The sequence below is a fragment of the Shewanella psychrophila genome (assembly GCF_002005305.1).
Taxonomy (GTDB): domain Bacteria; phylum Pseudomonadota; class Gammaproteobacteria; order Enterobacterales; family Shewanellaceae; genus Shewanella; species Shewanella psychrophila.
Genome location: NZ_CP014782.1, coordinates 4,048,628 through 4,074,756 on the forward strand (window position 1 = coordinate 4,048,628; position 26,129 = coordinate 4,074,756).

The window sequence follows — 26,129 nt, forward strand, 5'->3', positions numbered from 1 at the left end:
GTCACGACCAAACTTACAAATACCAAGATGCTAACAAGCCCATCAGAGGATGGACTTGTTAGCATCTAGCATTAAACATTTTAACCCATTAATTAGATGCACTCGCCTTGCGGGCTTGATGAAGTTTTTTGTAGCTTTCAATCAGCCTTAGGTGCGGCTCTATGCCCTCTAGCTTCATGCTAGTCTTTGTCAGCCCAAAGAACTTAACTTCACCAGTGACTGAGCCAACGACACTATCCATGGTGTCTTCACCGAACATTCTATTGAAGTTATGAATATAATGTTCGAGTTCCAACTCTTCATCTAAGCTAACCTCAAGCACAGCATGTACAGCTTGATAGAACAAGCCGCGTTCAACGGTATTATCGTTATACTGCAGGAATTCGCCAACAAGCTCCATAGCGTCTTCAAGTTCGCCCAAGGCAAGGTAAATCAGGATCTTGAGTTCAATAATAGTTAACTGGCCCCAAGGAGTATTTTCATCAAATACAATGCCAATCAAGGTCGGAATATCAGTTTGGTTATCTAATTGACTCTCTTCGAGACGCTCTGCCAGACTGGCCAGCTCGTCATCAGTTAACGAATGCAGGTTTAAGATATCTTCGCGATAATTGAGAGCTTTATTGGTGTTATCCCAAATAAGATCTTCTACCGGGTACACTTCTGAGTAGTCCGGCACTAAAATACGACAGACAGAGGCACCGAGCTGATCAAATTCAGCAATGTAAGCCTCTTTGCCTATATCTTTTAATATGCCAAACAAGCTCTCTGATTCTTCTTGGTTAGTGCCTGAGAAGTCCCACTCACAAAACGCATAGTCATGGTTGCTACTGAAGAAGCGCCAGGAAATAACCCCGGTAGAATCGATAAAGTGATCGACAAAGTTTTCAGGTTCAGTGACCGTCATACTATCGAAGGTGGGTTTTGGTACGTCGTTTAGCCCTTCAAAGCTGCGACCTTGTAATAACTCGGTCAGACTACGCTCTAGCGCCACTTCTAAACTAGGATGAGCACCAAAAGAGGCAAATACCCCACCCGTTCTCGGGTTCATCAAGGTGACACACATAACCGGAAATTGGCCACCAAGGGACGCATCTTTAATCACAACAGGAAAGCCCTGTGCTTCTAGACCTTTTATGCCCGCTAGGATACTGGGATATTTTTCCAACACATCCATGGGGACGTCCGGCAAGATAATTTCTTGTTCAATGATCTGTCTTTTAACCGCTCGCTCAAAAATTTCGGATAAGCATTGCACTTGGGCTTCTTGCAGGTTGTTACCCGCGCTCATACCGTTACTCAAGAACAGATTTTCGATCAAGTTCGACGGAAAATACGCTGTTTTACCGTCAGAATAACGAACATAAGGAATAGCGCATATACCACGATCAAGCATACCTGAGTTGGTATCGATGAGGTTTGAACCAGATAGTTCACCGTCTGAATTATAAATGTCTAAGCAGTAGTCATCTAAAATGCCAGTGGGTAGTGCGTCATCTTCTTCTAACTGAAACCACTTTTCATTGGGATAATGAACAAACTCACTGTTTGCTATATCTTCACCGAAAAATTGATCGTTATAGAAGAAATTGCAATTTAGGCGCTCGATAAATTCACCAAGTGCCGAGCAAAGCGCGCTTTCTTTGGTTGCGCCTTTACCATTGGTGAAACACATAGGAGATGCTGCATCGCGAATATGCAAGGACCACACATTGGGTACTATATTGCGCCACGAAGATATCTCAATTTTCATGCCCAAGTCCGCTAACATGCCCGTCATGTTCGAGATGGTTTGTTCCAGTGGCAGATCTTTGCCCAAAATAAAGGTGCTCGCATCGCCATCGGGTTGTCCCATCAACATAGCATTAGCATCTTGGTCGAGATTTTCAACGGTTTCAATTTTAAATTCAGGCTCTGTTTGTACCACCTTTTTAACGGTACAGCGGTCTATCGAACGTAAGATGCCTTCTTTATGCTTCTCTGAAATATCATCAGGAAGCTCTACCTGAATTTGAAAAATCTGGTTATAACGATCTTCGGGATCGACAATATTATTTTGTGACAGTCTGATGTTATCCGTTGGAATATCACGCGCTTTACAATACACCTTTACAAAGTAGGCCGCACAAAGCGCTGACGATGCTAAGAAATAATCAAAAGGGCTTGGCGCTGAACCATCACCTTTGTAGCGGATAGGCTGGTCAGCTGTGACGGTAAAATCATCAAACTTTGCTTCCAGCCTAAGATTGTCGAGAAAATTAACTTTGATTTCCATTGAATATATCCAGAATCGTGCGTTGCCAATCGGCGAGGTTATCTTAATTGCGTAGAATTATCGGTGTTTTTAACCCAATAGTCTTGGGTTAATTGCGTAAACGGGCTAAATAGGGGCGCTTAGAGTCAAACTTAGCCACAGCTAGGGGCATAAATATGTGATATTTGAATTAAATAACACATATTTTTGAATAGGCCATCTAACAAATACTTGCTCTTGAGATGCCCTGCCCCTGTTGAACGTATCTTATGCTAATAGTGCATAAAGGGACTCCCCATAACAGTGGAGTCCCAATTTCATTATTGTCGGCGTAATCGCTCAATAAGCTGACTGACAAAGACAAAGAATACAGGAACAAATATAACAGCTAAAATGGTACCGCTAAACATGCCGCCTAATACACCTGTACCAATTGAGTTTTGCACCTCTGAGCTTGGCCCACTGGCGATATACAGAAGTATTATGCAGCCAACTTAACGGAAGTGCGCGTCAGTTGGTACTTCAACTTCATTCGCACCTCCAGTATCTATACAGATATCCAGCACGACCCAAGTTTATATCTCTACAGCACACCGAAAGAAAGTGAGCAAAGCCTGGGCACTGAGATCCTCTACGGATACGGATACGGATACAAACTCAACCCACAAAGTGTGTTTTATCTGGGTTACTCAGACGGTGTGCAGTCAAACGTCAATATCGACTCTCTGAAACGAGATGAGCAAACCTCATACAAGACATGAAACTCAGTTATGCTTGGCTATTCTAACTTATGACTTATGGGTTTATTTGTGTACAAGTAAGCGAGCTGCTTTCCCAGCTAAAGGACACCGATTTAAGTGCCCCCTGCTTTGGGTGTCCTTGCAGGAACAATTCTCACCTTATAATTTAATTTCTATCCCAGTAAAAAGAACTTCCATCCAAAAGAAATTAAACCGTTAATAGATTTTTTAATTGACTAATTTTAAAGCTAACGCTTGACAAAAGTTAGGGTTGAAACTAATTTCCGAAAAAATATCAAAGTATTTTTCGACATTAACACCTCAGATTCAACATAGCGTTTACTCAAGAATAAACAAAACCTTACAACCCAGGACTTTCTAAATCCAAAGTAAAAAAAAATCTGTGACTGAGTTCTCGCTTTGGAATTTAATTTGATAGTTACAGCTCTAACCATTAGAGTTGTAATTAATTGAACGTTCAATTAATTAGTTAAAACACGGAAATTCGCTTTTTTATGCCCAGGCCGCCAATGAAAGCTGTGAGACAACAGCAGCTAATCGACGCAACTTTAATCTCAGTTGAACGTCATGGTTTACACCACACCACAATTAACACTATCAGCGATCTAGCCGGCACATCATCCGGACTAATTAGTCACTATTTTGGTGGTAAACAAGGTCTGATCGAAGCGACGCTCAAGCATCTTCTCGACGAGCTTAAACAGGCCTTATTGAGCCGTACCTCAGGTAAAAAGCTGACCTCACTAGAGCGTCTACTTATGATTGTCGAAGCCAATTTTACCGAGTTTCAACGTTCAACCCCAGCCACTAAGACCTGGTTAAGCTTCTGGTCCCAGGCGGTGCATGAACCAGGGTTAGCCAGGCTTCAACACATCAACAACCAACGTCTGTATAGCAATTTGCTATTTTCCTTTAAGCAATTACTTCCTGATATTGAGGCGATAACCGCTTCAAAACAGACTGCGGCTATGATTGACGGGTTTTGGCTACGAAGTGCATTGAGTGCATCCCCTGAGAAAGAATTCGAGCAAGCCCAATTATTATGTAAAGCCTTTATTGAGGCTGTAATCATCCAGCATGGAGAACATCAATGTCATTAGTTGTTTATCAAAATTATGTCCACGGACAATCTCTCTCCAATGACACAGGTGAAACCTTCGAAGTCATTAATCCGGCTACCGGAAAAGTCAGTTATTTAGTTGAAGTCGCTGATGAAAAGATTCAAAAAGCGGCCATGGAAAGTGCCAAATCAGGCTTTGCCATCTGGTCTAAGATGACCCCGATGGAACGTAGCCGCATTCTATTAAAAGCCGTAGCGATTTTACGTGACCGCAATGACGAGCTTGCCGCTATCGAAGTACAAGACACAGGTAAGCCTTGGCAGGAAGCGTCTGTAGTCGACGTGGTCACTGGAGCCGATTCCATCGAGTTTTTTGCCGGTCTTGCTCCAAGTATCGAAGGCAATCAGCAACAAGTTGGCGATGATTTCTATTACACCCGTCGTGAGCCATTAGGGATCTGTGCCGGTATAGGCGCATGGAACTATCCTTTGCAGATAGCCTGCTGGAAATCAGCACCGGCACTAGCCTGCGGTAATGTCATGATTTTTAAACCCTCAGAAGAGACGCCCCAAGGGGCACTTAAGCTGGCTGAAGTCTTCACTCAGGCAGGCGTACCCGATGGCGTATTTAACGTCGTTCAAGGTGATGGCCGAGTCGGCGCTTGGCTGACAGCCCATGAGGATATAGCCAAGGTGTCTTTCACCGGAGAAGTGGGTACAGGTAAAAAAGTGATGGCCGCTGCAGCGGGCTCACTAAAAGAAGTGACCATGGAGCTTGGTGGTAAGTCACCTCTGATCATCTTCAATGATGCTGATGTCGACAATGCGGTATCTGCAGCCATGTTAGGTAACTTCTACACTCAAGGTGAAGTCTGTACTAACGGCACTCGGGTATTTGTCCAAGAAGAGATTTATCCACGCTTTATCGAAAAGCTACTTGAGCGCACGCAAAATAATATGGTTTGCGGTGATCCCATGGATCCTGCCACGAATTTTGGCGCACTTATTTCCAAGAGCCATCAAGCAAAAGTGCTCGAATATATCGAGATAGGCAAGGCAGAAGGCGCGCACTTGCTTACGGGCGGCCAAGCTTTACAACCAGGAAATGCCCCCAATGGTTTCTTCGTCGCCCCAACTATCTTTACTCAGTGCACCGACGAGATGACCTTGAGTAAAGAAGAAATCTTCGGTCCTGTGATGTCGGTACTGACCTTTACTGATGAAGACGAGGTGATCAAACGCGCCAACGATACCCGTTTGGGCTTAGCCGCTGGTGTCTTTACCCAAGATATCACCCGTGCCCATCGCGTTATCCATCAACTCGAAGCTGGTATTTGCTGGATAAATGCCTATGGCGCCTCTCCTGCTGAGATGCCAGTTGGCGGATACAAGATGTCAGGCATTGGTCGTGAAAACGGCAGTGAGACCTTGAAAGCCTATACTCAAATTAAAGCTGTGTATGTTGGTATGCAGTCACTGGAAAGCCCGTTTTAAGATATGAATATGACAAATACTCAGACACAAAAACAATCCGAATACGATTACATCATAGTTGGCGCAGGCAGTGCGGGTTGTGTACTAGCCAACCGACTGTCGGAAAACCCGGCGAACAAGGTACTCTTATTAGAAACGGGAGGCAGTGATAGAAGCATCTTTATCCAGATGCCGACAGCCCTGTCGATCCCGATGAACAGTGCCAAATATGCATGGCAATTTGAGACTGAGGCCGAGCCTCACCTGGACAATCGCCGCATGCATTGTCCACGCGGAAAAGTATTAGGCGGCTCCTCTTCTATCAATGGCATGGTCTATGTGAGAGGTCATGCCCGTGATTTCGATGAGTGGCAGCAAAGCGGCGCAAAAGATTGGGATTATGCCCATTGCTTGCCCTACTTCAAGAAAGCCGAAAGCTGGGCCTTTGGCGAGAATGAGTACCGTGGTGATGCGGGACCTCTGGCGGTCAATAACGGCAATAATATGAAGAACCCTTTATATCAGGCCTTCGTGGATGCGGGTGTCGATGCCGGATATTTAGCAACAGCAGATTATAACGGTGCTCAGCAGGAAGGCTTTGGCCCTATGCATATGACCATCAAAAATGGCGTTCGTTGGTCTACAGCCAATGCATACCTGAGACCGGCCATGAAGCGCAGTAATCTGACTGTGGTCACCTATGCTCTGGTACATAAGGTCTTATTCCAAGGTAAAAAAGCGGTCGGTGTTCGTTATGAGCGCAAAGGCAAGACAATTGATATCGAATGCAACAATGAAGTGGTCCTCAGTGCGGGTTCTATCGGCTCGCCTCACATTTTGCAGTTATCCGGTATTGGTGAGGCAGATACGCTAGCCAAGGCAGGTATTGAGCAGGTCCATGAATTACCTGGTGTTGGTGAAAATCTACAAGATCATCTCGAGTTTTATTTTCAGTTTAAGTGTCTTAAGCCCATTTCACTCAATGGCAAACTCGATCCACTGAATAAACTGTTTATCGGTACCCGCTGGATCTTAAACAAGTCTGGCTTGGGCGCGACAAACCACTTCGAGTCTTGTGGCTTTATTCGTTCCAAACCAGGCCTTGAATGGCCAGATCTGCAATATCACTTCCTGCCAGCAGCCATGCGTTATGACGGTAAAGAGGCTTTTGCGGGGCACGGTTTCCAGGTTCATATCGGTCACAACAAGCCAAAGAGTCGCGGTGCAGTCAAGGTCGTATCCAGCGATCCCCACACGGCTCCTAGTATTCAATTTAACTATTTATCTCACCAAGATGATATTGAAGGCTTCCGCGCTTGTGTACGTTTAACCCGAGAAGTCATTAATCAGCCTGGACTAGATGAGTACCGCGGCGAAGAGATCCAGCCAGGAATTTCGGTTCAAACCGATGCAGAGATTGATACCTTCGTTAGAAGTTCGGTCGAGAGCGCATACCACCCTTCATGTTCATGCAAGATGGGCGAAGATGCCATGGCTGTAGTGGACTCAGAAACCAGAGTACATGGTATCCAAGGGCTTAGGGTAGTTGATTCATCGATTTTCCCCACTATTCCCAATGGCAATCTAAACTCACCCACAATCATGGTGGCCGAGCGCGCAGCCGATCTTATTTTAGGCAATGCGACTCTGACAGCAAGTACGGCCCCCGTTACCTTAGCCAGTGATTGGCAACAGAAACAAAGGCTAAACCCGCCGAAAAGATAATACGTCTGAAGCCTTGTTAATTCGAGGCATGAAATGAGGACACCAGGTTTAAGGTCAACCTGAGCCATATAGGCTAAATGGCCCCATTAACGCCAAGTTCAATTTATCAATCCTTAAACTTTGTCGCATCGATGTTTAAGGCTTGGGGAATTCTTACAAGCTTAATATCTTGTTCCTTGGCATTCTTAGAATAATAAAAGGACTAAAACTATGTTTTACCAGAATATTAAGACAGGAGAACTATAATGACGACCTGGCTTTCTATCGGGATACTATTTACCTTCGCCGCCATCGCCTTTGTGATTTATCGTTGGGGTAATTTGGAATGTATCGGCGTCACCCCCGTTCGCACCTTCACTTTTATCGCTATACTTTTCACCTCAGGGCTTGATGTGGGACTCATCATGTTCCCGCTCACCGAATTTGCCGGATATGCAGATGTGACAGCTAGCCCTGAATACGGTTTTAGTAATCCTCTAGCAATCGAGTTTGGCTTCTGGGCATTTCTGATCTGGGCATTTTATTTCTTAACTTGCTTCTATTTCTGTGTGATAGAGCCAAGAGTAAAATTCTTTGAGATCCCGCTGATAAAGTTTATCAATAACTTGGTTATTATCGGTACCTGTGCCTTTACCGCTTACCTTTTACTGACTAACTTACCTTGGTATCTGCCTGGAATAGGCGACGGTGAAACGATTGTCAGCAGTTTCTATCTGATTGTTTTCGCAGTTATTGCCACAGCCGTTTATTCCAGTACCAGCATTCGTTACGTTCGAACCCTGAGCTTAGCCAGCACTTGGATGTTCTTAGGCTTGATCGTGATCATGTGGGCTGGCGCCTTCTTATCGGACGGCTCCGGTGTCGGCGAGTTTATCACGACCTTTGCTATGATCGGCGATTACTTCGGCAACCTACATCACTTTGTATTACCTATGAATGATTACCATGAATTCTACCTATTTTGGTGGTTTGCCTGGAGCATCATGATTGGTCAATTTACCTCACGTTTTGTGGGCGGAATGAAGACCTATCAAGTGTTGATTGCCATGATGGTGTTCCCCTCTATCCCCATCGCAGTTTGGTTTACAGTTCTTTACTACTACAGCGCCAACGAAATCGCGACCACTGGTTTTTATAACTTAGCTATGGTCATGGTGGGTATCACCTTTGTAGTCAATTCGCTGGATTCTCTCATCCGACTCTATACAGACAATCTAAACTTAACTGTGCAGCGTTTCGGTAAGACCAAGTACATCATTGGCAATATAGTGCTTATGAGTGGATTAACCTTGCTGTTCCAACTGGATTTCTTGCAAATACAGTGGGTAGGTGCGGTAGCAATCGGTCTGATTTTGGCTTGCTTCGGTTATATTTTAGCGAAGAAATATAAGCAAGTGGCAACCATCGAACAGTCACCTAAAGAAAACAAGATTGATTTTACTAAAATTGAATTAGCTAACTAATAAGCTGAAAATAAAACAAAGAGAAGATGATGAACAATACAATAAAAAAGCTAGCATTACTGGGATTAATAGCCTTACCTACAACGGCAATGGCAGGCATAAGCTCTACCATCACTGCGGTATCTGATTACACCTTCAACGGTGTGAGCCAGACAGATAATGGCCCAGCCTTACAGGCCAGCCTGGACTATGCAGCTGATTCAGGTTGGTATGTTGGCACTTGGGCCTCAAATGTCGACTTTGGCTCAGAGGACGATACCTGGTTAGAGTTAGATTTCTATGGCGGTAAGTTCTTCCAACTGACACAAAGTGTGTCTCTGGATGCCGGTATCGCTTATTACACCTATCATGGTGACTCAGGCTCAGATGAATACCAGTACCCAGAGCTATACACTAAGTTTGGTTATGCTTCATCAATCGGACAGAGTGAACTTAACTTCTGGTATTCATGGGATTATTTTGGTACTGATGCGGGTCATTACATCATGATGGCGGCGCATACCTTTACGATTGCAGAAGGTCATGATATTCGAGTGGTTTTCGACCGTTCAACCTCTCTCGATGAAGATAAGTATGCATGGCATGACGATAAGGCTTACAACCATTTCCGCGCCGAATATATGACAAGCTGGAAAGGTTTCGACTTTAATCTCGCAGTAGAAGACACCAGCATGGACACTGATATCAGTGATACCCGAGCGGTATTGTCTGTAGCGCGAACCTTTGGATTCTAACTAATACCCATCAGTATAAGCTTTGCTAAGCTAGGTATTCGTCCATAAAACATGCAGAATAACGCCTAAACGTTATTCTGCATTTTTGTTACGTGAGTCTCATTGAATATTCTGTTATTGTGCTCAAAAATGAGGGGAGGATTATGGAAAAGTACGAACAACTATTAATTTCACTGCGCCGGGTTATTCGGGCCATTGATATACATTCCCGTCAACTGAATAAGCAATCGGGATTAACCGGACCTCAGCTCATGGTCATGCAGAACATTGCCCAACTGGATGCCCCTCTCGTCAAAGAGATCGCCCAAAAAGTTGCCCTGAGCCCTGCCACTGTGACTACGATTATCGATAGACTCGAAAGTCGTAAATTAGTGTTCAGAACTCGCAGTGAAACCGATAAACGCAAAGTTCATTTGTCATTGAGTGAAGCCGGACAAGCATTATTGAGCAACTCACCCAAACCCCTTCAAGAGCATTTTATTACCCGTTATCAAAACCTCGAAGGGTGGGAACAGAGCCAACTACTATCGGCCGTAGAACGTATCGCCTCGATGATGGATGCTCAGGAGCTAGATGCAGCTCCTGTGTTATTAGTTGGACAGATTCAAGCCGAAGAGTAAAATGAAATCAATTAACCTAGGCTTCAATACACACTAAGTTTCGGCCAGATTCTTTGGCATCATAAAGAGCCTTATCGGCTCTTTGAATAAGTGCATCCAAGCTATCATCCGCAAGCCCGGCAATACCTGTACTCACAGTGATGAACATATCCCCTTTCGACGTGGCGATAGGCTTCATCTCCAGTTGAGAGCGAAACTTATCCATCAAGGCAAACGCTTTCTCTTCATTCAAACCTTTAAACGCAACGGTGAATTCCTCGCCACCAAATCGGTATACGGTAAAGTGTTGACCGAAGAAATGCTTCAAGCGTGCAGCAAATTCGACTAACACCTCGTCACCCACATCGTGGCCATGGGTATCATTGACTCTCTTAAAGAAATCGATATCCAGTAAGGCAACCGTTAGCGCTCCCTGCTTCTGCTTAATGTGTTCAACTTGCTCTTCGAAGAGCCCGAAAAAATATCGGCGGTTATACACGCCGGTTAAATAATCCAAGTTAGCTTGATCCCACAACTTACGGATCATATCCAGAGAGTCCAGAGTATTAAGTACCCGGCAGTGAAACTCTTCATGAACAAAGGGTTTTTTCAGAAAGTCATTTGCACCATTTTTAATAAATCGTGCAGATAAACTCTCATCCGAGTCACTGGAAAGACCGATAATCGCTAACTCTTCTCTGCTGAACTTTTCTCTGACCTTCAAGATGAGGCCAAAGCCATCCAAGCCTGGCATATTGTAGTCGGTGATAAGCAGTTGAACATCTGGTTGGCTCTGTAATATATCCCAGGCTGAGTTACCATCATCGGCTTCTATGACTTGGTAGAGGTGTTGCTCGAGTAAACTTCTGACAAACTTACGGCTCACCACAGAATCATCGGCAACCAACACTTTGACGTCTATGTTACGTTGAAGTCGGCGAACTAAGCGAACGACATATTCATAACTGAAGCGATTTTCTTTTAAGATATAATCGACTATACCGAGTTGTAATAAGCGCTTTCGCTGCTCTGAATCCAAGCTTCCGGTGAGCACGATACAAGGGGTCTTTTTTGACAAAACCAGCCTGACAATTTCGCCTTCTTGGGCATCGGGCAGATTCAAGTCGGTGATCGCCACAAAATATTCATTCTGTTCTAATAGCAATTTTGCCGACGCTAGATCCACCGCAAAGTCGACTTCACAGTCTAACTCCTGAGCAATAAGATGCTGTAAAATACGGGACACAACTTTACTGTCCTCTACGACTAAAATACGCAATCTTTTCTCCTAAAACTTATAATTTATTTTATTTCTAATCTAATGACTTAATTATTTTTCTCATCGGTCTCATCACCTCTATTTCTCTGATGAGACTGTTTCCTGACGAGGGTTTCGTTGCTCTTTTTATAGCAATGGTAACGTTTCTAATTATGCCAAACATTTATCTGAGCCGAATATTTTTTATCGCATCTATTAAAGGTAGCACTTAAGCTCTATTTGCCACAAAAGATTTACCTGACTAGTATCGATTATTTTGTACAATCACTGTCTCATCCACCGTTATCGGTAATTATTGAGTGCTTTTAGTCGCTTGTACCGAGGTTGAATGAGTAGACTCACTATCATGGACAGGAGTTGTTTTGGCCTTCTTGAGGTCAATCACGACCGTTGCCGAAATTTTATCTTGTATTGCCTGCCTGTTAGCGTCCCAAAAAATCTGTAGGAATCCGAGTAGTCCGGTCGCAAATCCAGCGCCATAGCCACCATAACGGCCAAATGCATCCCAAAGGGAGAGTTTAGTGCCATCAAGTTGAATGACTCTGATCCCCAGTAGTTTCTTCCCCAAAGTTTGTCCGTCAAACCAAGCTGTGAATACGGTGAAATAAAAAGCTGCCCAACCAAATCCCAGACCTAAGTCATTAAGTATCCCTTTTGCCCAAGAAATTAAGCTGTAGCCGTCAGCTTCATCATCTTCTTTGTCAAATTCTTGTAACTGGCTCTTCTCCGGTAGCTTGAGCTCTTGTGCCCCCTGAGTTGTGGTCAGAGTTTTATCAGCAGCTGAAGGTTCAGCTCCCTGTGACGCTAGCAATTCAACCTCATTAGTGGCGCGAATCTCATGTAGATTATTTTTTCCGAGTTTATTTAGCTCATTCAATTCTGCCAGTTCTTGTGCTATTGCTTGCTTAAGTTTTACCTTGTCAACGTTCGATAATGATATATCGTCTATGGCATCATTGAGTATCGACGCTTGTTCAGAAAATGGCAGTTGCGATGCTCTCAGTGCAGGCACTAACTCATTTAGTTCAGTCTCGGCACAATCTAAACTAACACAACTGCTAAAACGTATGATATTAGGCACATAGCCAATAAGCTGACCCACAGTTTCCATTGTCACAGGCGGCGCGGAAAAGCCCGAGTTAATATTGACATCATCATCGGCTGAGGAGAGGAAGCCTCCTAGTGTCACCCAAAGCATCATCACCAACATGGCGAGATACAGGCCCCACTTAAACAATTTACCCAGTTCACGACTCTTTCTTTGGATCAGTAGGGTCAAACCAACAAATAAGATAAATACTAAGCCTGCCTGCTCAGCAAGCACAGAGATCAGCAAGCCGTCAACCATCATGGCTAAGCCTCGCTTCATCGGGGTCGCTAACGGGGTATAGAGCACCTGAGGGGCGATCTCGAAGGCAAAAGGAGTGACAATTGTCTTGGGATCGGTCTTTGGATCCATTTGCGAGACGTATTCGTATTTTTTTTCAGGAGTTGTGCTTGTCATAGCTATCCGTTGTTATTATTTTTATAGTCTATTCAGCTATTCACTTATAGACCGGTGACTATATGAAAAAGAGATTTATACCCAGAACCCGTAAAATACTCTATATTCAAACATCATAGATTTAATAGCCGATATATGCAGGAATAAAGCTTAGATACAATAGGTTAACACTTTTAACCATCATCCAACTCAAGGTTTAATACTAGATACATGATGTTTAATAACTAAATGGAATAACGAAGAACAAACAATCACTTCTATTGCCGCTAAAGGCGATTATTATTAGCTTGGATATTCAATGGAGCAGCAAACAATGAGCAAAATTTTCGAAGATAATTCTTATACCATAGGTAACACCCCTCTTGTTCGCCTAAAACGTGTGAGCAAAGGCAATGTTTTAGCCAAAGTAGAAGCCAGAAACCCAAGCTTTAGCGTTAAGTGCCGCATTGGTGCAAATATGATTTGGGATGCTGAGAAGAAAGGTTTGCTGACTCAAGATAAAGAGCTGATTGAGCCAACATCGGGGAATACAGGCATCGCCTTGGCTTATGTTGCTGCCGCTCGCGGTTATAAACTAACTCTAACCATGCCTAATACCATGAGTTTAGAGCGCCGTAAGCTGCTAAAAGCCTTGGGAGCAAATTTAGTCCTTACCGAAGGCGCTAAAGGCATGAAGGGCGCAATTGATAAGGCCGAAGAAATTCGCCAATCAGCGCCTGAAAAATACGTTTTACTGCAGCAGTTTGATAACCCAGCTAACCCGGAGATCCATGAGAAAACAACGGGCCCTGAGATCTGGAATGACACCGACGGTGAAGTCGATGTCATCGTTGCGGGTGTTGGCACTGGCGGTACCATCACTGGAGTAAGCCGTTACATTAAGAATGCTAAGGGTAAAGCAATCACTTCTGTCGCAGTCGAGCCAGCTGATTCACCGGTTATCGCCCAAACGCTTGCGGGTCAAACAGTACAACCTGGGCCACATAAGATCCAAGGTATCGGTGCAGGCTTCATTCCAGGTAACTTAGATCTGGAAATGATTGACCGCGTCGAAGCCGTGACAAATGAAGAGTCAATCGAAATGGCTCAACGTTTGATGAAAGAGGAAGGTATTTTAGTGGGGATTTCTTCCGGTGCAGCGGTTGTAGCCGCAAATCGCATTGCCGCGCTTCCTGAATTTGAAGGCAAGAATATTGTCGTAATTCTTCCATCAGCAGCCGAGCGTTATCTCTCTTCAGTCTTATTCCAAGGCGAATTCTCTGACGCTGAAAACGTTCAGTAATAGCCACTGACACTGGAATTTAAAAACCGGATCTAATGTCCGGTTTTTTTATGTCTCTCGGTTAAGAAAGAATACCTTTGATAATATTTCGAATTGCCGAGCTAATTATTATTTCAAACTCAGGTCCAGACTCACCATTATCGTTTCGAACTATAGATTGATATTCCAACAGCTTGATTAAGCCTAAAACTTGGTAGGCATCAGCCAAAGAACTGCTCGAACCCAACTGATCGAAAAAGCCTTGAATAGTCGACAGTAAAGACTCATCTAATCGGTTTATGGCACTGGCGAGTTGTTTATTCCTGAGCGCTTCTTCATGAAAGGCCACCTCCAATATACGATCGTCTCTGTTGAACACTTGCTCTCGGATATGAGCACAGATAAATTGCGTTAAGTTGCTCACTAACAATTCTGTGTACTCGCTAACATTATATGTATCTTCGCCAGCTCCCAGGCTCACATTGCTGAGCTGTTTGAGTAGCTCGAAGCTCCGAGTTTCCAGTTCCTTATTCATCCATAAGGTTTTTTCAGCAAAATAGGTCAATGAATCACTGATAAGATCTTTGATGTCTTTAAAATAATAAGTAGTAGATGCTAAAGGCACGTCGGCCTCTTTCGCCACTGCACGGTGGCGGACACCACGAATCCCCTCTCTGACAATAAGCCTTAAAGTGGCTTCTAAAATAACCAATCGCCTCGCCTCGCCGTCACTTCGGCTTGTTTGACGTCCCACGTAAGTTAATGGATGAGTCATATTCAATCCCTTGGTTATACAGACAGTCTAAAATGCCAGTATCACTTTAAAAATGAGCCACTAAGTTTAATTTTTCCCATTATACCGATTTAAATCACTGGAAAAATTGCTTTGGTATTTGTTTTTTATTCTTTTTTTTTGTTTATCTAACAAAACAAGGAATTCCGTCTAATCTTATAACAATAGAACATATTTCACATGCTTAAGCAGTGCACATATTAACTTAACATTAAGTTAACTTAATATGACAGGCAGGATCACTCAGTTGCAATAAGGGAGCGAGTTATGGAGTCGATTAAAATTGCTGACTACATGAATAGACATCCGGTTACATTTACAGAGCACATGCCCATTGCAGAGGCAGTTGAACTCTTCCTGCATAACAAACAAATTGGTGGACCCGTTATTGATGAAAATAGAAAGGTCATAGGCTTTCTATCTGAGCAAGACTGCTTAATCAAGATGCTAGAAGCCACCTACCTCAATGAAAATCATTATGCTGTAGGAGATGTAATGCACGGCGATCCTCTTACTGTGAAAAAGGAATCTTCTGTACTGGATCTCGCTCAACAGATGACTCATCACAAGCCTAAAATCTACCCTATTGTTGATGAAGCAGATAAATTAATTGGCGTGATTAATCGCTCTGCCGTATTAAAAGCCTTAGACGATCACTTAAAAGCCATGTATGAGCGTGGACATACCCGATTAGTTTAGTGATGTTCAAAAACGATAATCTTGGCTAAATCAGGCTGAATGGTCAGCAGACCCTCTTAGCTCATCAATGAAGCCAAGTGTTCCAATCTCGAAACACAAGTAACTCATTAGAATAAAAATATAATATTGTAGACTCTTTTTTTGAACTCTTTTTTTTAGACTATGCTTTACCACAACTAAGGCATTGCCTCGAAAATTAAGTTTTTTGGGATAAGAAACAAAGAATAAGGCGCTGAGCTATGGTATCTGCGAGTTTTATTTTCTATGTTTTCGCAATAATCATCGTCACCATGACGATGATTATCGTGTCTCATGCCTTGAACCCCAGAGGCCATAAGAGAACCAACGCCTACCCTTATGAATCAGGTATCGTCCCCGTCGGTAATACCGACATTCGCTGGAACGTGAACTACTTCTTAATTGCCATCTCCTTTGTCATTTTCGACATCGAAGCCGTATTTCTCTACCTCTGGTCATTGGTGGTAGTAGAAACAAGTTGGCCCGGTTTTCTTACTGCAACAGTGTTTATCTTAGCCCTATTCATTGCCCTGATTTATGAGATTAAACAAGGCGCCTTCGATTGGGGCATAGCTAGAGAAGGAGATTCTTGATGCGTTGGCAACTGACAAAACCTAATCGCGACGACATTGAGACAATTCCAACTGCCTCAATGAGCATGCAAGAGGTGGTAGAGAAGAACATCTTGGTTACCCGTTTAGAAGACCTAGTCGCTTGGGGCCGAAGTAACTCCTTATGGCCGTTTAATTTCGGATTATCATGCTGTTATGTCGAGATGGCCACCTCTTTCACCAGCCGTCATGACATTGCCAGATTCGGCTCAGAAGTCATACGAGCGACACCAAGAGAAGCCGACTTAATTGTTATATCCGGTACCGTTTTTCTTAAGATGGCCCCGGTTATCAAACATTTATACGATCAGATGTTAGAACCCAAATGGGTGATCAGCATGGGCTCTTGTGCCAATTCAGGCGGTATGTATGACGTCTACAGCGTGGTACAAGGCGCAGACAAATTCCTCCCTATAGACCTCTATGTCCCCGGTTGCCCCCCAAGACCCGAAGCCTTGATGTATGGACTGACTTTACTACAAGAAGCGATAAAGAATGGCGATCCCAGACAGAGGAGACCATTAAATCGTGTCATCACACCACAAGAGATAGAATCCTTTGCCTGCCGTAACCTGCGAGATGAAAAGCATGCCTTAAGAGTCAGCAGCGACAAACTCACGCCGCCAGACAGGGTATAAAGATGACAATTATGACGAAGGAGATGTCGGCGATACCTACAGGGGCTCATAAGCAAGCGCTGACATTGTCCATGCTCCCTGAGCTTGAGCAACTCCTTGGAAACAATGCTATAAAGCAGCACACTGCCGACCACATTCTCACCCTATGGATAGATAAACATCAGCTAATCCCCGCATTAAATCTACTCAAATCGATTCCCGAACCGTTCAATTTCCTGTTCGATCTCTACGCCATCGACGAGCGTCTTAGATTAGACAAAGCCCTACTGCCGGCGAAAGAGTTCACCTTGGTGTATCAACTCCTATCGATAGAGAGAAACCAAGATATTCGCCTCAAGGTAGCACTTGAAGATAATGAACATCAAGTCAGTATCAACTCAATCTGGCCCTCGGCGAATTGGTATGAGCGCGAAGCTTGGGATCTGTTCGGAATCGTCTTCGATGCTCATCCTAATCTATGCCGGATCTTGTTGCCGCCAACCTACCAGGGCCACCCCCTTCGTAAGGAATTTCCCTGCCGCGCCACCGAGACAGAGCCATTCACTCTAGATGATGAAAAGCTAGCAAGAGAGCAAGATGCGCTGAGGTTTAACCCTAAAGAGTGGGGAATGGATGAAAGCAGTGGCGATAATGATTATCTATTTCTCAATTTGGGGCCGAACCATCCCAGCGTACATGGAGTATTTAGAATAGCCCTACAGCTCGATGGCGAGCAGATTAAAAACTCTGTTCCAGACATAGGTTATCACCATCGCGGCGCAGAAAAAATCGCCGAGCGCCAGACCTGGCACGGCTTTATTCCCTATACGGACAGAATTGACTATTTGGGTGGAGTGATGAATAACTTCCCCTATATCTTGGCCATAGAACAACTGGCTGATATTCGCGTCTCTGAACGGGTGAAATGCATCAGAGTCATGTTGGCCGAATGCTTTCGCATATTGAGCCATATGCTTTTTTTCGGCACATTTGCCCAAGATGTCGGCCAGCTCTCTCCCATCTTTTACCTGTTTATCGACAGGGAAAAGCTCTTCAGCATCATAGAGGCCATCACAGGTGCTCGAATGCACCCTAGCTGGTTTCGTATTGGCGGCGTAGCTCAAGACTTGCCCCAAGGCTGGCATATCATGATGCAGGAGTTTGTCGATTACTTCCCGGCTAAGCTAGATGAATATGAAATCATGGTAATGCAAAACAGCATACTCAAAAACCGCGCCGTGGGCATAGGCAAGTACGACACCCAACAGGCCATCGAATGGAACATCTCCGGAGTGGGCATAAGAGCCACAGGTCTTGAATGGGATCTTAGAAAATCCCGCCCCTATTCGGGCTATGAAAACTATCAGTTCGACATTCCAACGGCCCACAATGGCGATGCTTATGACCGCTGCCAGCTACGAGTCGATGAGATGAGACAAAGCATAAAGATCATTCAACAATGTATAGATCATATGCCACAGGGAAATTATAAAGCAGATCACCCATTAACAACGCCACCAAGAAGCGGCAAGAGCAAGCAAGATATTGAAACCTTGATCCAACACTTTATGAATGTGAGTTGGGGAGGCGTGATGCCAAAGGGGGAATCAAGTTTCGCCATTGAAGCCACCAAGGGCATCAATGCTTACACCCTGATATCTGACGGTACCAGCTCCAGTTATCGCACTCGGATCCGCACTCCCTCTTTTCCCCATTTGCAGATGATACCCTCGATGGCAAAGGGGTTAATGGTGGCTGATTTGATTGTGATTTTAGCCAGTATCGATTTTGTTATGGCCGACGTGGATAGGTAGGGCTGATATGACACAGAGTTATGAGCAGCTATTAAGGATCTCCATACAGGAAGTCATGTCGGGTGACCTTCCCTCTAACGGAGACGCTTCAGCCGATGATCAGACAAGCAGTCGAACCCAGCCAACATCCGCTACGCCGGAGAAGCCAGCAGTTCCGGATGATTTTCCGAGCAATATATCTCAGTCAAATTCGGCTCCAGTCGCCACCAGCTCAGAGACTTTAACTAAGGTTCGAGACAAGCAAGTCGACGAATACTCATCCCAACTAAGCCCATGTGAAACACAACAGCTCGATAAGCTATTGGTATCGGCGCCATATCCAGCAGCAGTTTCCATCGATGCACTCAAGGTAATCCAAGCTCGCCGGGGCTGGGTGAGTGATGCCAGTTTATCTCTGCTATCTGCTTATATTAAAGTGACAATCGCTGAGCTTGACTCTGTCGCCACTTTCTACAATCTGATCTTCAGACAAGCCGTTGGCGAGATAGTACTACACCCCTGTGATGGGATAAGTTGCGACTTGATGGGAGGTATAGAGGTACGCGCAGCCATTAGCCAAAGATTACATATCAATCCAGGTGAAACTACGCCGGATAACCACTTCACTCTCATACCTCTTCCATGCCTTGGGGCATGTGATAAAGCGCCGGTAATGATAGCGGCAAAGCGAGTCCACCAGCACCTAACCGTCAGTAAAATAGCCAAGTTAATCGATGGACTAGAGGAGAATAGCAAATGAGTGCTCCTCAAAACCCCTTGACTCGTTTCATTACCGATAAGCCTAATTGCTGGCAACTATCTGAATATCAAAGCCATGGCGGATACGATGGGTTTACCCGGGCTATGGAAATGAGTCCAGATGAGCTGCTAGACACCATCAAACAGTCTAATCTAAGGGGCCGGGGTGGAGCAGGATTTCCAACCGGACTCAAATGGAGCTTTGTGCCTCGCGGAGAAGCTGCTCCAACGGAAAAATACTTGATAGTCAACGCTGATGAGATGGAGCCCGGCGCATTTAAAGACCGCTGGCTACTAGAACAAACACCCCACCAGATCATCGAAGGGCTATTAATCGGCGGTTTAACCTTAGGCGCGACTCAAGGTTATATCTTCCTTCGAGGTGACTATTATCTAGCCGAGGAAAGGCTGCAACAGGCGATAGATGAGTGTCGAAAACAGCATTTATTAGGCCATGGCATCTTAAAAAACAGCAATACAGGACACGCATTTAATTTTGATATTCACATCCATTCCAGTGCCGGACGTTATATTTGCGGTGAAGAAACTGCGCTGATCAACGCCATGGAGGGCAAGCGGGCGACTCCAAGAGCTAAACCCCCCTTCCCTCAAGTGGCCGGTCTCTGGGGAAAACCCACCATAGTCAACAATGTTGAGACATTTTGTAATCTGCCCCACATCATCAATTTCGGTAGTGACTGGTTTAAAGCCCTCGGCAAGGAGCAAGATGCGGGCACTAAAATCTTTGGCGTCAGCGGCAGAGTAAAACGCCCAGGATTATGGGAGCTTCCCATGGGCACATCTATCAGGGAGATCATCGAACGCCATGCTGGAGGAATGTCCGATGGCTATCGGCTCAAGGGCTTACTTCCCGGCGGCGGCTCCACGGATTTTCTCCTCGAAGAGCATTTAGATACCCCCATGGATTACGACGCGATCGGTAAGTTAGGCAGCCGTATGGGAACCGGCACCATCATCATTTTGGATGATCAATATTGCCCCGTTTCTATGGTACTCAACCTGGTACGTTTCTTCGCTCAGGAATCTTGTGGCTGGTGTACACCTTGCAGAGATGGTCTGCCCTGGGCCGTATCCTTACTCGAAAAAATTGAGCGCGGAGAAGGCGAGCTTAAGGATATTGAGCAACTTGAAGAGCTGTGCAACTTCGCCGCGCCCGGTAACACCTTTTGTGCACTCGCCCCTGGCGCGGTCGAACCACTGCAGAGCGCACTCAAGTATTTCAGGCAAGACTTTGAGGCACATATCAATCATCAATGCTGCCCTTATCATGGCGATGTAGCCACAGGGATAACTGCCACAGCTAAGGCACACAACCCATTAAATACTAATCAAGTCGAGGTGAAGTGATGAATAATCTAACCACTGAGACAGATTTAGTTAGCATCATTATCGATAACAAGGCCTACCATGTAGCGCCAAATGAAAACCTACTGCAAACCTGTCTGACACTTGGATTAGACCTGCCCTATTTCTGCTGGCATTCTGAGCTTGGCTCCGTGGGCGCCTGCAGACAATGTGCGGTAAAGCAGTATCAAAACGATGAGGACAAGCTAGGTCGTTTAGTCATGGCATGTATGACACCTGTATCTGATGGCATGATCATCTCGATGCAAGATACTCAATCAACAACATTCAGACAAACCAATATCGAAGCCATCATGACCCAGCACCCCCACGACTGCCCTGTATGCGAGGAGGGGGGAAATTGTCACTTGCAAGATATGACCGCCATCAGTGGACATATCAACCGACGTTATACAGGCAAAAAACGCACTCATCTGAATCAATATCTAGGCCCCATGCTCAATCACGAAATGAACCGTTGTATCGGATGTTATCGTTGCGTTCGCTTCTATCGGGATTACTGTGGTGGAGATGATTTCAATGTGTTTGGTTCTAAAAGCCACCTCTATTTTGGCCGGGCAGCGTCTGGTGCTCTTAAAAATAACTTCTCAGGTAACTTAGCTGAGGTTTGCCCGACAGGGGTGTTTACCGATAAACCTTTTTCCGAGCACTACATACGTAAATGGGATCTACAAACCGCGCCAACTATCTGCCCCCACTGCAGCCTGGGCTGCAACATAACGGTAAGTGAACGAGACCAGAAAGTCCGTAGGATCACCAATCGCAGGCATGATGAGATCAACGGTCATTTTCTATGTAATCTAGGCTTGTTTGGTTATGAGCATGCCAATCACAGTGAGCGACTCGATGCGCCCTTGATGCGTAATAACGCCGTCAAGTGCTCCGTGGCTCTGCCCACAGGTGATGCTAAGAAGCAACTTGCTAAACTCCTCTCCCCAGAACGTATCAATACCCAGACTCTCCCTAAATGCATTGCCATTGGATCCGCAAGAACACATTTGGAAAATAATGCGGCGCTGATGAAACTCGTGGGGCAGGACAACTTTTATCTAGGCGTACCAGACCATGAAGTGCAGATGCTGCACATGCTGTGTAGTGCTTATAAGAACAATAGAGTCAGCCCATTTTCCATCAAACAGGCCCAAGCTTGCGGTGCCGCCTTAATTATCAACGAAGACATAAGCCACACAGCGCCGAGACTCGCTCTTGCCATCAGGCAGATGAGCCGTAACTTAGGCATTAAAAATGCTGAGAAATTAGGCCTAGCCGATTGGCAAGATGGCCCGGTTAGGAATATTGCGCAAAATAACCGCTCTCCCCTAGCGATTATCGCCAGCGACACCTGTCAATTGTCGGCTCTGGCAACTGAGAAAATCATCACTTCACCCGATGAGCAAGTTATTCTGATCCAAGAGATACAGAGTCTGTTATCTCGCAAAGTTGACGAAACTAAAAGCCTTAATGACACTTCCGAGAATGTTGAGGGCATATCAAAAATACTTGACGTTTCAATACCTAACTTAGATAAAAATATACAAGCTCATCCAAATACTGCGCCCTACTCAGCCTCGGCCCAAGGCATAGTCGATGCACTAATGTCTGTCGATTGCCCCATAATTATTGCAGGCCTCCAGAGTCAAGACCCGGCTCTTTTAGACGCCAGCCTTAATATTGCAAGCTTGCTTAAACAACTAAAGCCGAAGGCTGGCTTTTATGGTGTGACAAAGCAGGTAAACGATCTTCATTTCGGCCTGCTCATCAAGGAAGATGAAGATAAGTATCAGGGTATCGACTCCTTCATCGACAGAATAATAGGTCAGGAGGGAGGAGATTCCCCCCATAAAACCCCCGATACCTTAATCATTTTAGAGACAGATTTGTATCGCTATGTGGAAGCCAAACGACTAGAAACCCTATTCGATACAGTTGATAATATTATCGTCATAGATCAATTGTTAACCCCTACCGCTCAAATGGCAGATCTTTTATTACCGGCTAGCTCCTTTGCCGAATCCCAAGGATGTTATCTAAGCTCGGAAGGAAGATTGCAGCATGGGTTCGCCACAATATCCGCAATAAACCAACGCATGATGCCTTGGGTATGGCTAGCTGAGCTGACGGATTTACACAATCCAGCTCAACTCCATCATTGGTTATCTCAGCAAATACCAATACTGGCTCCAATCGAGAGCTTTTCTAATCTCGCTCATATCAATCTAGGTTCCCAATTTCGTATCGCTGGTCAACCGAGACGAGCCAGTGCCAGAACCGCAATACATGCCGTTAGTGATGTTAAAGAGCAGATGCCAATATCAGAGTCAGACACACCTTTTGTTCAGACCATGGAAGGAGTAGAGGGATTTCGTCAGACTCAGGTACAGATGATCACAGTCTTGCCCGCTAATGCCTGGTCCCCTAAATGGAACTCAGATCAGGGAGCCAATCGTTCCGGAAAGACCAGCAATAAGAGTCATTCACCTTGGATCTTAGGGATCAAGATTTTTTCTCACGCCTCACTAACTAGCAAACAAAACAGCCAAAGCGATATTGAACAAATCAACGACAAAGAGCCAATAAAACCCAAACCAAATCAAGGAATAGACAGTAATCCAGAGATAACTAGCGCAGGTGTCCGCTTAGTACCTTCGGCTAACCTTTATGCAGATTTTGAGCTGACACGCTATTCATCATCGATACAGTTCATGAGTCCGGAATCAAATCTGAAGGTTCACCCCAGTCTCGCTGCTTCATTGAAACTCACCGAAGGACAAGAAGCCCTGATCCAAGGTGAACATAGCGCCGCCCGGCTCATGTGTAAACTCGATAAAAATATGTCTCCCGATGTTGCATTGGTACCCAACCCGTTATTCACCTTATTGGGTCAGCGAGCCAAGATAATCTCACTCAAGAAAAAGGGGGAGCATGATGACGCTCTATGAGGTATTACTGATCCCCAGCTGCATTTTGCTGCTATTGCTACTGTGTGCAGCTTGGTCAACCTGGCTCGAAAGACGGCTGCTCGGTGTTTGGCAAGATAGATTGGGACCCAATCGTGTTGGCCCCATGGGGCTGTTGCAAGTGGTTGCCGACATGATAAAAATCTTCACCAAGGAGGATTGGGTCCCCCCTTTTGCAGATAAAGCTCTGTTTATCATAGCGCCCATGATTTTGATGATAATGACCTTACTCGGGTTCGCCATCATACCTTTTTCTCCTAATATTCAGATAGCACACTTCGATAATGCCCTGTTGTTTATCCTGGCCCTAAGCTCACTGTCTGTTTATAGCATCATGCTCGCAGGCTTCTCCTCCAACAGCAAATATGCCCTATTGGGGGCAATGCGCACCGCGGCTCAGATGCTCTCCTATGAGGTATTTATGGGACTGGCTCTGATGGGAGTCGTCATCATCACAGGTAGCTTTAGCCTTAACGAGATTGTCGCGGCTCAAGAACATTACTGGTTTATTCTGAGTCAGCCCCTTGGTTTTGTGCTGTTTCTTATCGCGGGCGTGGCAGAGAGTCATCGCGCTCCTTTCGATCTCCCCGAGGCCGAGACTGAGATAGTGGCAGGGTTTCATACCGAGTATTCCAGCATGAAATTTGGCATGTTCTTCATTGGCGAATATCTGGGGGTCATCTTTGTCTCTGCGCTCATTACCACGCTCTATTTCGGTGGCTGGCAAGGGCCTGTGTTGCCACCGATTATCTGGTTCCTGTTAAAAACCGGTTTGTTCGTGGTGTTCTTCATTCTGCTTAGAGCCGCCATTCCTAGACCCAGATACGATCAACTGATGCGGCTCGGTTGGGCAGTATTATTACCTCTCACTTTACTCAACCTGCTGTTAACCGCTCTGTGGCAGTTAACACTTGGTTTCTAACAGGAGAGTGGATCATGCTTAGTCAAATAAAAACCTTAATCACCATCTTAAAACATACCTTCACCCCAGCCGATACGGTGCAGTATCCGGAGCAGAAACCCTATCTTTCTCCCAGGTATCGAGGCCGCATCGTACTGACTCGGGATCCAGATGGTGAAGAGCGTTGCGTCGCCTGCAATCTCTGCTCAGTCGCTTGCCCCGTCGATTGTATCTCGGTGGAAAAAACCGAGAAGCCCGATGGACGCTGGGAGGCTAAAACCTTCACCATCAACTTTTCCCGCTGCATCATGTGTGGTTTCTGCGAAGAAGCCTGTCCGACCCACGCAATTCAGCTCACTCCGGACTTTGAGATGGCGGAATATGACAGGCAGAACTTAGTCTATGAAAAACATCACCTACTCATTTCAGGCCCAGGAAAGTATCACGAATACAATTTCTACAAGGTTAGTGGTAAGGCAATAACGGGCAAAGCAAAAGGTGAGGCCATCGACGAGCAGGCTCCCATAAATGTCAGGAGCCTGTTGCCATGATTGACATTATATTTTTCATCACTGCTGCCACCGCCATCATATCGGCACTTCTTACTGTCAGTTCCCATAACGTGGTGCATGCCCTGCTCTATCTGGTCACTATGATGTTAGCTATCGCGTTGATTTTCTTCCTGCTGGGCTCACCTTTTGCCGCTGCACTACAGGTTATTGTTTATGCTGGCGCCATCATGGTGCTGTTCGTATTTGTCACTATGATGCTCCACCAAGGCAAGCGTAGCTTGGCCGCGGAGCGGCAATTGTTTAACCCTAAGGTAGCTAAAGGCCCTCTGATATTGTCCGCATTGTTAGTCATAGAGCTCACCGTGCTTTCCTTAGGTTCTGTAGGCTTACATCAAGAGGCTCTTATCGACCCATTGTCGGTTAAACAGCTAGCTATACAGCTTTTTGGCTCTTATCGGGTATTGGTTGTATTAGCGGCCATCTTATTGCTGGCCGCACTTATCAGTGCTATCCATATCACCAAACAAAGCAGCAAACCCCATTCAACCTCAGACGCGAACACTGATGCCGAAGTTGACATGACAGCTAACTTAATTACTAGCCAATTAACCCCGGCTGAAATTGAACCTAGCCAGTCACAGACGAGTAAAGCCCGAGGTAAACCCAGATGATAGAGATCACTTGGATACTGGTATTAAGTGGCACACTGTTTGCTATTGGTCTGTTTGGCTTGCTCAGTCGTCGAAACTTACTCTTTATGCTGATATCCCTGGAGATAATGCTTAATGGTGTAGCCCTGATTTTTGTCGCTGCCTCAAGTCTCCATGGCAATGTCGATGGGCAGCTCATGTATCTATTTATCCTCACTCTGGCCGCCTCAGAAGTCGCTGTTGGCCTGGCTTTAGTTATACATATTTATAGACAACAGCAAGATCTTGATGTCGATAAACTCACTAAGCTGAAGGGATAA

General features: G+C 45.2%; 24 protein-coding genes. 19 read left to right on the forward strand and 5 right to left on the reverse strand.

Annotated elements, in window-relative coordinates; genetic code table 11:
* Positions 1 to 88: 88 nt before the first annotated feature.
* Both sps_RS17415 and sps_RS29080 read right to left on the reverse strand, forming a co-directional pair.
* Positions 89 to 2,275, reverse strand: coding sequence for an OsmC domain/YcaO domain-containing protein (locus sps_RS17415; protein WP_077753673.1), 2,187 nt, complete (start codon positions 2,273 to 2,275; stop codon positions 89 to 91).
* Positions 2,276 to 2,574: 299 nt separating this feature from the next.
* Positions 2,575 to 2,700, reverse strand: coding sequence for a hypothetical protein (locus tag sps_RS29080; RefSeq protein WP_257788635.1), 126 nt, complete (start codon positions 2,698 to 2,700; stop codon positions 2,575 to 2,577).
* Positions 2,701 to 2,757: 57 nt separating this feature from the next.
* Between sps_RS29080 and sps_RS17425 the strand changes: the two genes are divergently transcribed.
* The 7 genes from sps_RS17425 (at position 2,758) to sps_RS17455 (ending at position 10,090) form a co-directional block, all read left to right on the forward strand.
* Positions 2,758 to 3,015, forward strand: coding sequence for a hypothetical protein (locus sps_RS17425; RefSeq protein WP_169915623.1), 258 nt, complete (start codon positions 2,758 to 2,760; stop codon positions 3,013 to 3,015).
* 494 nt (positions 3,016 to 3,509) lie between these two features.
* Positions 3,510 to 4,115, forward strand: coding sequence for a transcriptional regulator BetI (betI, locus tag sps_RS17430; protein ID WP_077753674.1), 606 nt, complete (start codon positions 3,510 to 3,512; stop codon positions 4,113 to 4,115).
* Complete coding sequence (gene betB, locus sps_RS17435; protein WP_077753675.1) at positions 4,106 to 5,569, forward strand: betaine-aldehyde dehydrogenase; 1,464 nt, start codon at positions 4,106 to 4,108, stop codon at positions 5,567 to 5,569. Before betI ends, betB begins: the two co-directional genes overlap by 10 nt.
* A gap of 9 nt (positions 5,570 to 5,578) precedes the next feature.
* Positions 5,579 to 7,273, forward strand: coding sequence for a choline dehydrogenase (gene betA / locus sps_RS17440; protein WP_237157867.1), 1,695 nt, complete (start codon positions 5,579 to 5,581; stop codon positions 7,271 to 7,273).
* Between the two features lie 245 nt (positions 7,274 to 7,518).
* Positions 7,519 to 8,736 (forward strand): choline transporter, encoded by a 1,218-nt coding sequence (locus tag sps_RS17445; protein WP_077753677.1) that lies wholly within the window; start codon positions 7,519 to 7,521, stop codon positions 8,734 to 8,736.
* A gap of 29 nt (positions 8,737 to 8,765) precedes the next feature.
* Complete coding sequence (locus tag sps_RS17450) at positions 8,766 to 9,470, forward strand: TorF family putative porin (RefSeq protein WP_077753678.1); 705 nt, start codon at positions 8,766 to 8,768, stop codon at positions 9,468 to 9,470.
* 143 nt (positions 9,471 to 9,613) lie between these two features.
* A complete protein-coding gene (locus sps_RS17455; protein WP_077753679.1) occupies positions 9,614 to 10,090 on the forward strand; it encodes a MarR family winged helix-turn-helix transcriptional regulator in 477 nt (158 codons plus the stop codon).
* A gap of 16 nt (positions 10,091 to 10,106) precedes the next feature.
* Here the strand turns inward: sps_RS17455 and sps_RS17460 are convergent, their stop codons facing one another.
* Entirely contained in the window at positions 10,107 to 11,348 is a 1,242-nt protein-coding gene (locus sps_RS17460) for a diguanylate cyclase (RefSeq protein WP_077753680.1), read from the reverse strand.
* A gap of 292 nt (positions 11,349 to 11,640) precedes the next feature.
* Complete coding sequence (locus tag sps_RS17465) at positions 11,641 to 12,852, reverse strand: RDD family protein (protein ID WP_077753681.1); 1,212 nt, start codon at positions 12,850 to 12,852, stop codon at positions 11,641 to 11,643.
* A gap of 313 nt (positions 12,853 to 13,165) precedes the next feature.
* On the opposite strand from sps_RS17465, the gene cysK reads away from it, so the two are divergent.
* Complete coding sequence (cysK, locus tag sps_RS17470) at positions 13,166 to 14,134, forward strand: cysteine synthase A (RefSeq protein ID WP_077755742.1); 969 nt, start codon at positions 13,166 to 13,168, stop codon at positions 14,132 to 14,134.
* 61 nt (positions 14,135 to 14,195) lie between these two features.
* Here cysK and sps_RS17475 read toward each other — a convergent pair whose 3' ends face one another.
* The gene (locus sps_RS17475; RefSeq protein WP_077753682.1) at positions 14,196 to 14,888 is read right to left on the reverse strand and encodes a TetR/AcrR family transcriptional regulator; all 693 of its coding nucleotides are present in this window, start codon (positions 14,886 to 14,888) and stop codon (positions 14,196 to 14,198) included.
* Between the two features lie 285 nt (positions 14,889 to 15,173).
* Between sps_RS17475 and sps_RS17480 the strand changes: the two genes are divergently transcribed.
* The 11 genes from sps_RS17480 (at position 15,174) to nuoK (ending at position 26,129) form a co-directional block, all read left to right on the forward strand.
* A complete protein-coding gene (locus tag sps_RS17480; protein ID WP_077753683.1) occupies positions 15,174 to 15,605 on the forward strand; it encodes a CBS domain-containing protein in 432 nt (143 codons plus the stop codon).
* A gap of 239 nt (positions 15,606 to 15,844) precedes the next feature.
* Positions 15,845 to 16,216, forward strand: a complete 372-nt coding sequence (locus sps_RS17485; RefSeq protein ID WP_077753684.1) for an NADH-quinone oxidoreductase subunit A — start codon at positions 15,845 to 15,847, stop codon at positions 16,214 to 16,216.
* The gene (locus tag sps_RS17490) at positions 16,216 to 16,872 is read left to right on the forward strand and encodes a NuoB/complex I 20 kDa subunit family protein (protein ID WP_077753685.1); all 657 of its coding nucleotides are present in this window, start codon (positions 16,216 to 16,218) and stop codon (positions 16,870 to 16,872) included. Before sps_RS17485 ends, sps_RS17490 begins: the two co-directional genes overlap by 1 nt.
* A 2-nt stretch (positions 16,873 to 16,874) precedes the next feature.
* Positions 16,875 to 18,665, forward strand: coding sequence for an NADH-quinone oxidoreductase subunit C/D (nuoC, locus tag sps_RS17495; protein ID WP_077753686.1), 1,791 nt, complete (start codon positions 16,875 to 16,877; stop codon positions 18,663 to 18,665).
* Between the two features lie 7 nt (positions 18,666 to 18,672).
* Positions 18,673 to 19,404, forward strand: coding sequence for an NADH-quinone oxidoreductase subunit NuoE (gene nuoE / locus sps_RS17500; protein WP_237157868.1), 732 nt, complete (start codon positions 18,673 to 18,675; stop codon positions 19,402 to 19,404).
* Entirely contained in the window at positions 19,401 to 20,771 is a 1,371-nt protein-coding gene (nuoF, locus tag sps_RS17505; protein ID WP_077753687.1) for an NADH-quinone oxidoreductase subunit NuoF, read from the forward strand. Before nuoE ends, nuoF begins: the two co-directional genes overlap by 4 nt.
* Positions 20,771 to 23,728 carry an NADH-quinone oxidoreductase subunit NuoG gene (gene nuoG, locus sps_RS17510; RefSeq protein ID WP_077753688.1) on the forward strand — a complete coding sequence of 986 codons (2,958 nt, stop codon included), beginning with the start codon at positions 20,771 to 20,773 and terminating at the stop codon, positions 23,726 to 23,728. Before nuoF ends, nuoG begins: the two co-directional genes overlap by 1 nt.
* Entirely contained in the window at positions 23,712 to 24,668 is a 957-nt protein-coding gene (gene nuoH / locus sps_RS17515; RefSeq protein WP_077753689.1) for an NADH-quinone oxidoreductase subunit NuoH, read from the forward strand. Before nuoG ends, nuoH begins: the two co-directional genes overlap by 17 nt.
* A gap of 14 nt (positions 24,669 to 24,682) precedes the next feature.
* On the forward strand, positions 24,683 to 25,198 hold the full coding sequence (gene nuoI, locus sps_RS17520) for an NADH-quinone oxidoreductase subunit NuoI (protein ID WP_077753690.1): 516 nt from the start codon (positions 24,683 to 24,685) through the stop codon (positions 25,196 to 25,198).
* On the forward strand, positions 25,195 to 25,830 hold the full coding sequence (locus sps_RS17525) for an NADH-quinone oxidoreductase subunit J family protein (protein ID WP_077753691.1): 636 nt from the start codon (positions 25,195 to 25,197) through the stop codon (positions 25,828 to 25,830). The genes nuoI and sps_RS17525 overlap by 4 nt, the downstream gene beginning before the upstream one ends.
* The gene (nuoK, locus tag sps_RS17530; RefSeq protein ID WP_077753692.1) at positions 25,827 to 26,129 is read left to right on the forward strand and encodes an NADH-quinone oxidoreductase subunit NuoK; all 303 of its coding nucleotides are present in this window, start codon (positions 25,827 to 25,829) and stop codon (positions 26,127 to 26,129) included. The genes sps_RS17525 and nuoK overlap by 4 nt, the downstream gene beginning before the upstream one ends.

Coding starts and splice junctions, on each gene's coding strand:
- betI (WP_077753674.1), top strand. CDS start 3,510: ATGCCCAGGCCGCCAATGAAAGCTGTGAGACAACAGCAGCTAATCGAC.
- sps_RS17445 (WP_077753677.1), top strand. CDS start 7,519: ATGACGACCTGGCTTTCTATCGGGATACTATTTACCTTCGCCGCCATC.
- nuoC (WP_077753686.1), top strand. CDS start 16,875: ATGACAATTATGACGAAGGAGATGTCGGCGATACCTACAGGGGCTCAT.
- nuoK (WP_077753692.1), top strand. CDS start 25,827: ATGATAGAGATCACTTGGATACTGGTATTAAGTGGCACACTGTTTGCT.
- sps_RS17525 (WP_077753691.1), top strand. CDS start 25,195: ATGATTGACATTATATTTTTCATCACTGCTGCCACCGCCATCATATCG.
- sps_RS17480 (WP_077753683.1), top strand. CDS start 15,174: ATGGAGTCGATTAAAATTGCTGACTACATGAATAGACATCCGGTTACA.
- sps_RS17475 (WP_077753682.1), bottom strand. CDS start 14,888: ATGACTCATCCATTAACTTACGTGGGACGTCAAACAAGCCGAAGTGAC.
- cysK (WP_077755742.1), top strand. CDS start 13,166: ATGAGCAAAATTTTCGAAGATAATTCTTATACCATAGGTAACACCCCT.
- sps_RS17450 (WP_077753678.1), top strand. CDS start 8,766: ATGAACAATACAATAAAAAAGCTAGCATTACTGGGATTAATAGCCTTA.
- betB (WP_077753675.1), top strand. CDS start 4,106: ATGTCATTAGTTGTTTATCAAAATTATGTCCACGGACAATCTCTCTCC.
- sps_RS17490 (WP_077753685.1), top strand. CDS start 16,216: ATGCGTTGGCAACTGACAAAACCTAATCGCGACGACATTGAGACAATT.
- sps_RS17465 (WP_077753681.1), bottom strand. CDS start 12,852: ATGACAAGCACAACTCCTGAAAAAAAATACGAATACGTCTCGCAAATG.
- nuoI (WP_077753690.1), top strand. CDS start 24,683: ATGCTTAGTCAAATAAAAACCTTAATCACCATCTTAAAACATACCTTC.
- nuoG (WP_077753688.1), top strand. CDS start 20,771: ATGAATAATCTAACCACTGAGACAGATTTAGTTAGCATCATTATCGAT.
- nuoE (WP_237157868.1), top strand. CDS start 18,673: ATGACACAGAGTTATGAGCAGCTATTAAGGATCTCCATACAGGAAGTC.
- sps_RS17485 (WP_077753684.1), top strand. CDS start 15,845: ATGGTATCTGCGAGTTTTATTTTCTATGTTTTCGCAATAATCATCGTC.
- betA (WP_237157867.1), top strand. CDS start 5,579: ATGACAAATACTCAGACACAAAAACAATCCGAATACGATTACATCATA.
- sps_RS17415 (WP_077753673.1), bottom strand. CDS start 2,275: ATGGAAATCAAAGTTAATTTTCTCGACAATCTTAGGCTGGAAGCAAAG.
- nuoH (WP_077753689.1), top strand. CDS start 23,712: ATGATGACGCTCTATGAGGTATTACTGATCCCCAGCTGCATTTTGCTG.
- sps_RS17455 (WP_077753679.1), top strand. CDS start 9,614: ATGGAAAAGTACGAACAACTATTAATTTCACTGCGCCGGGTTATTCGG.
- nuoF (WP_077753687.1), top strand. CDS start 19,401: ATGAGTGCTCCTCAAAACCCCTTGACTCGTTTCATTACCGATAAGCCT.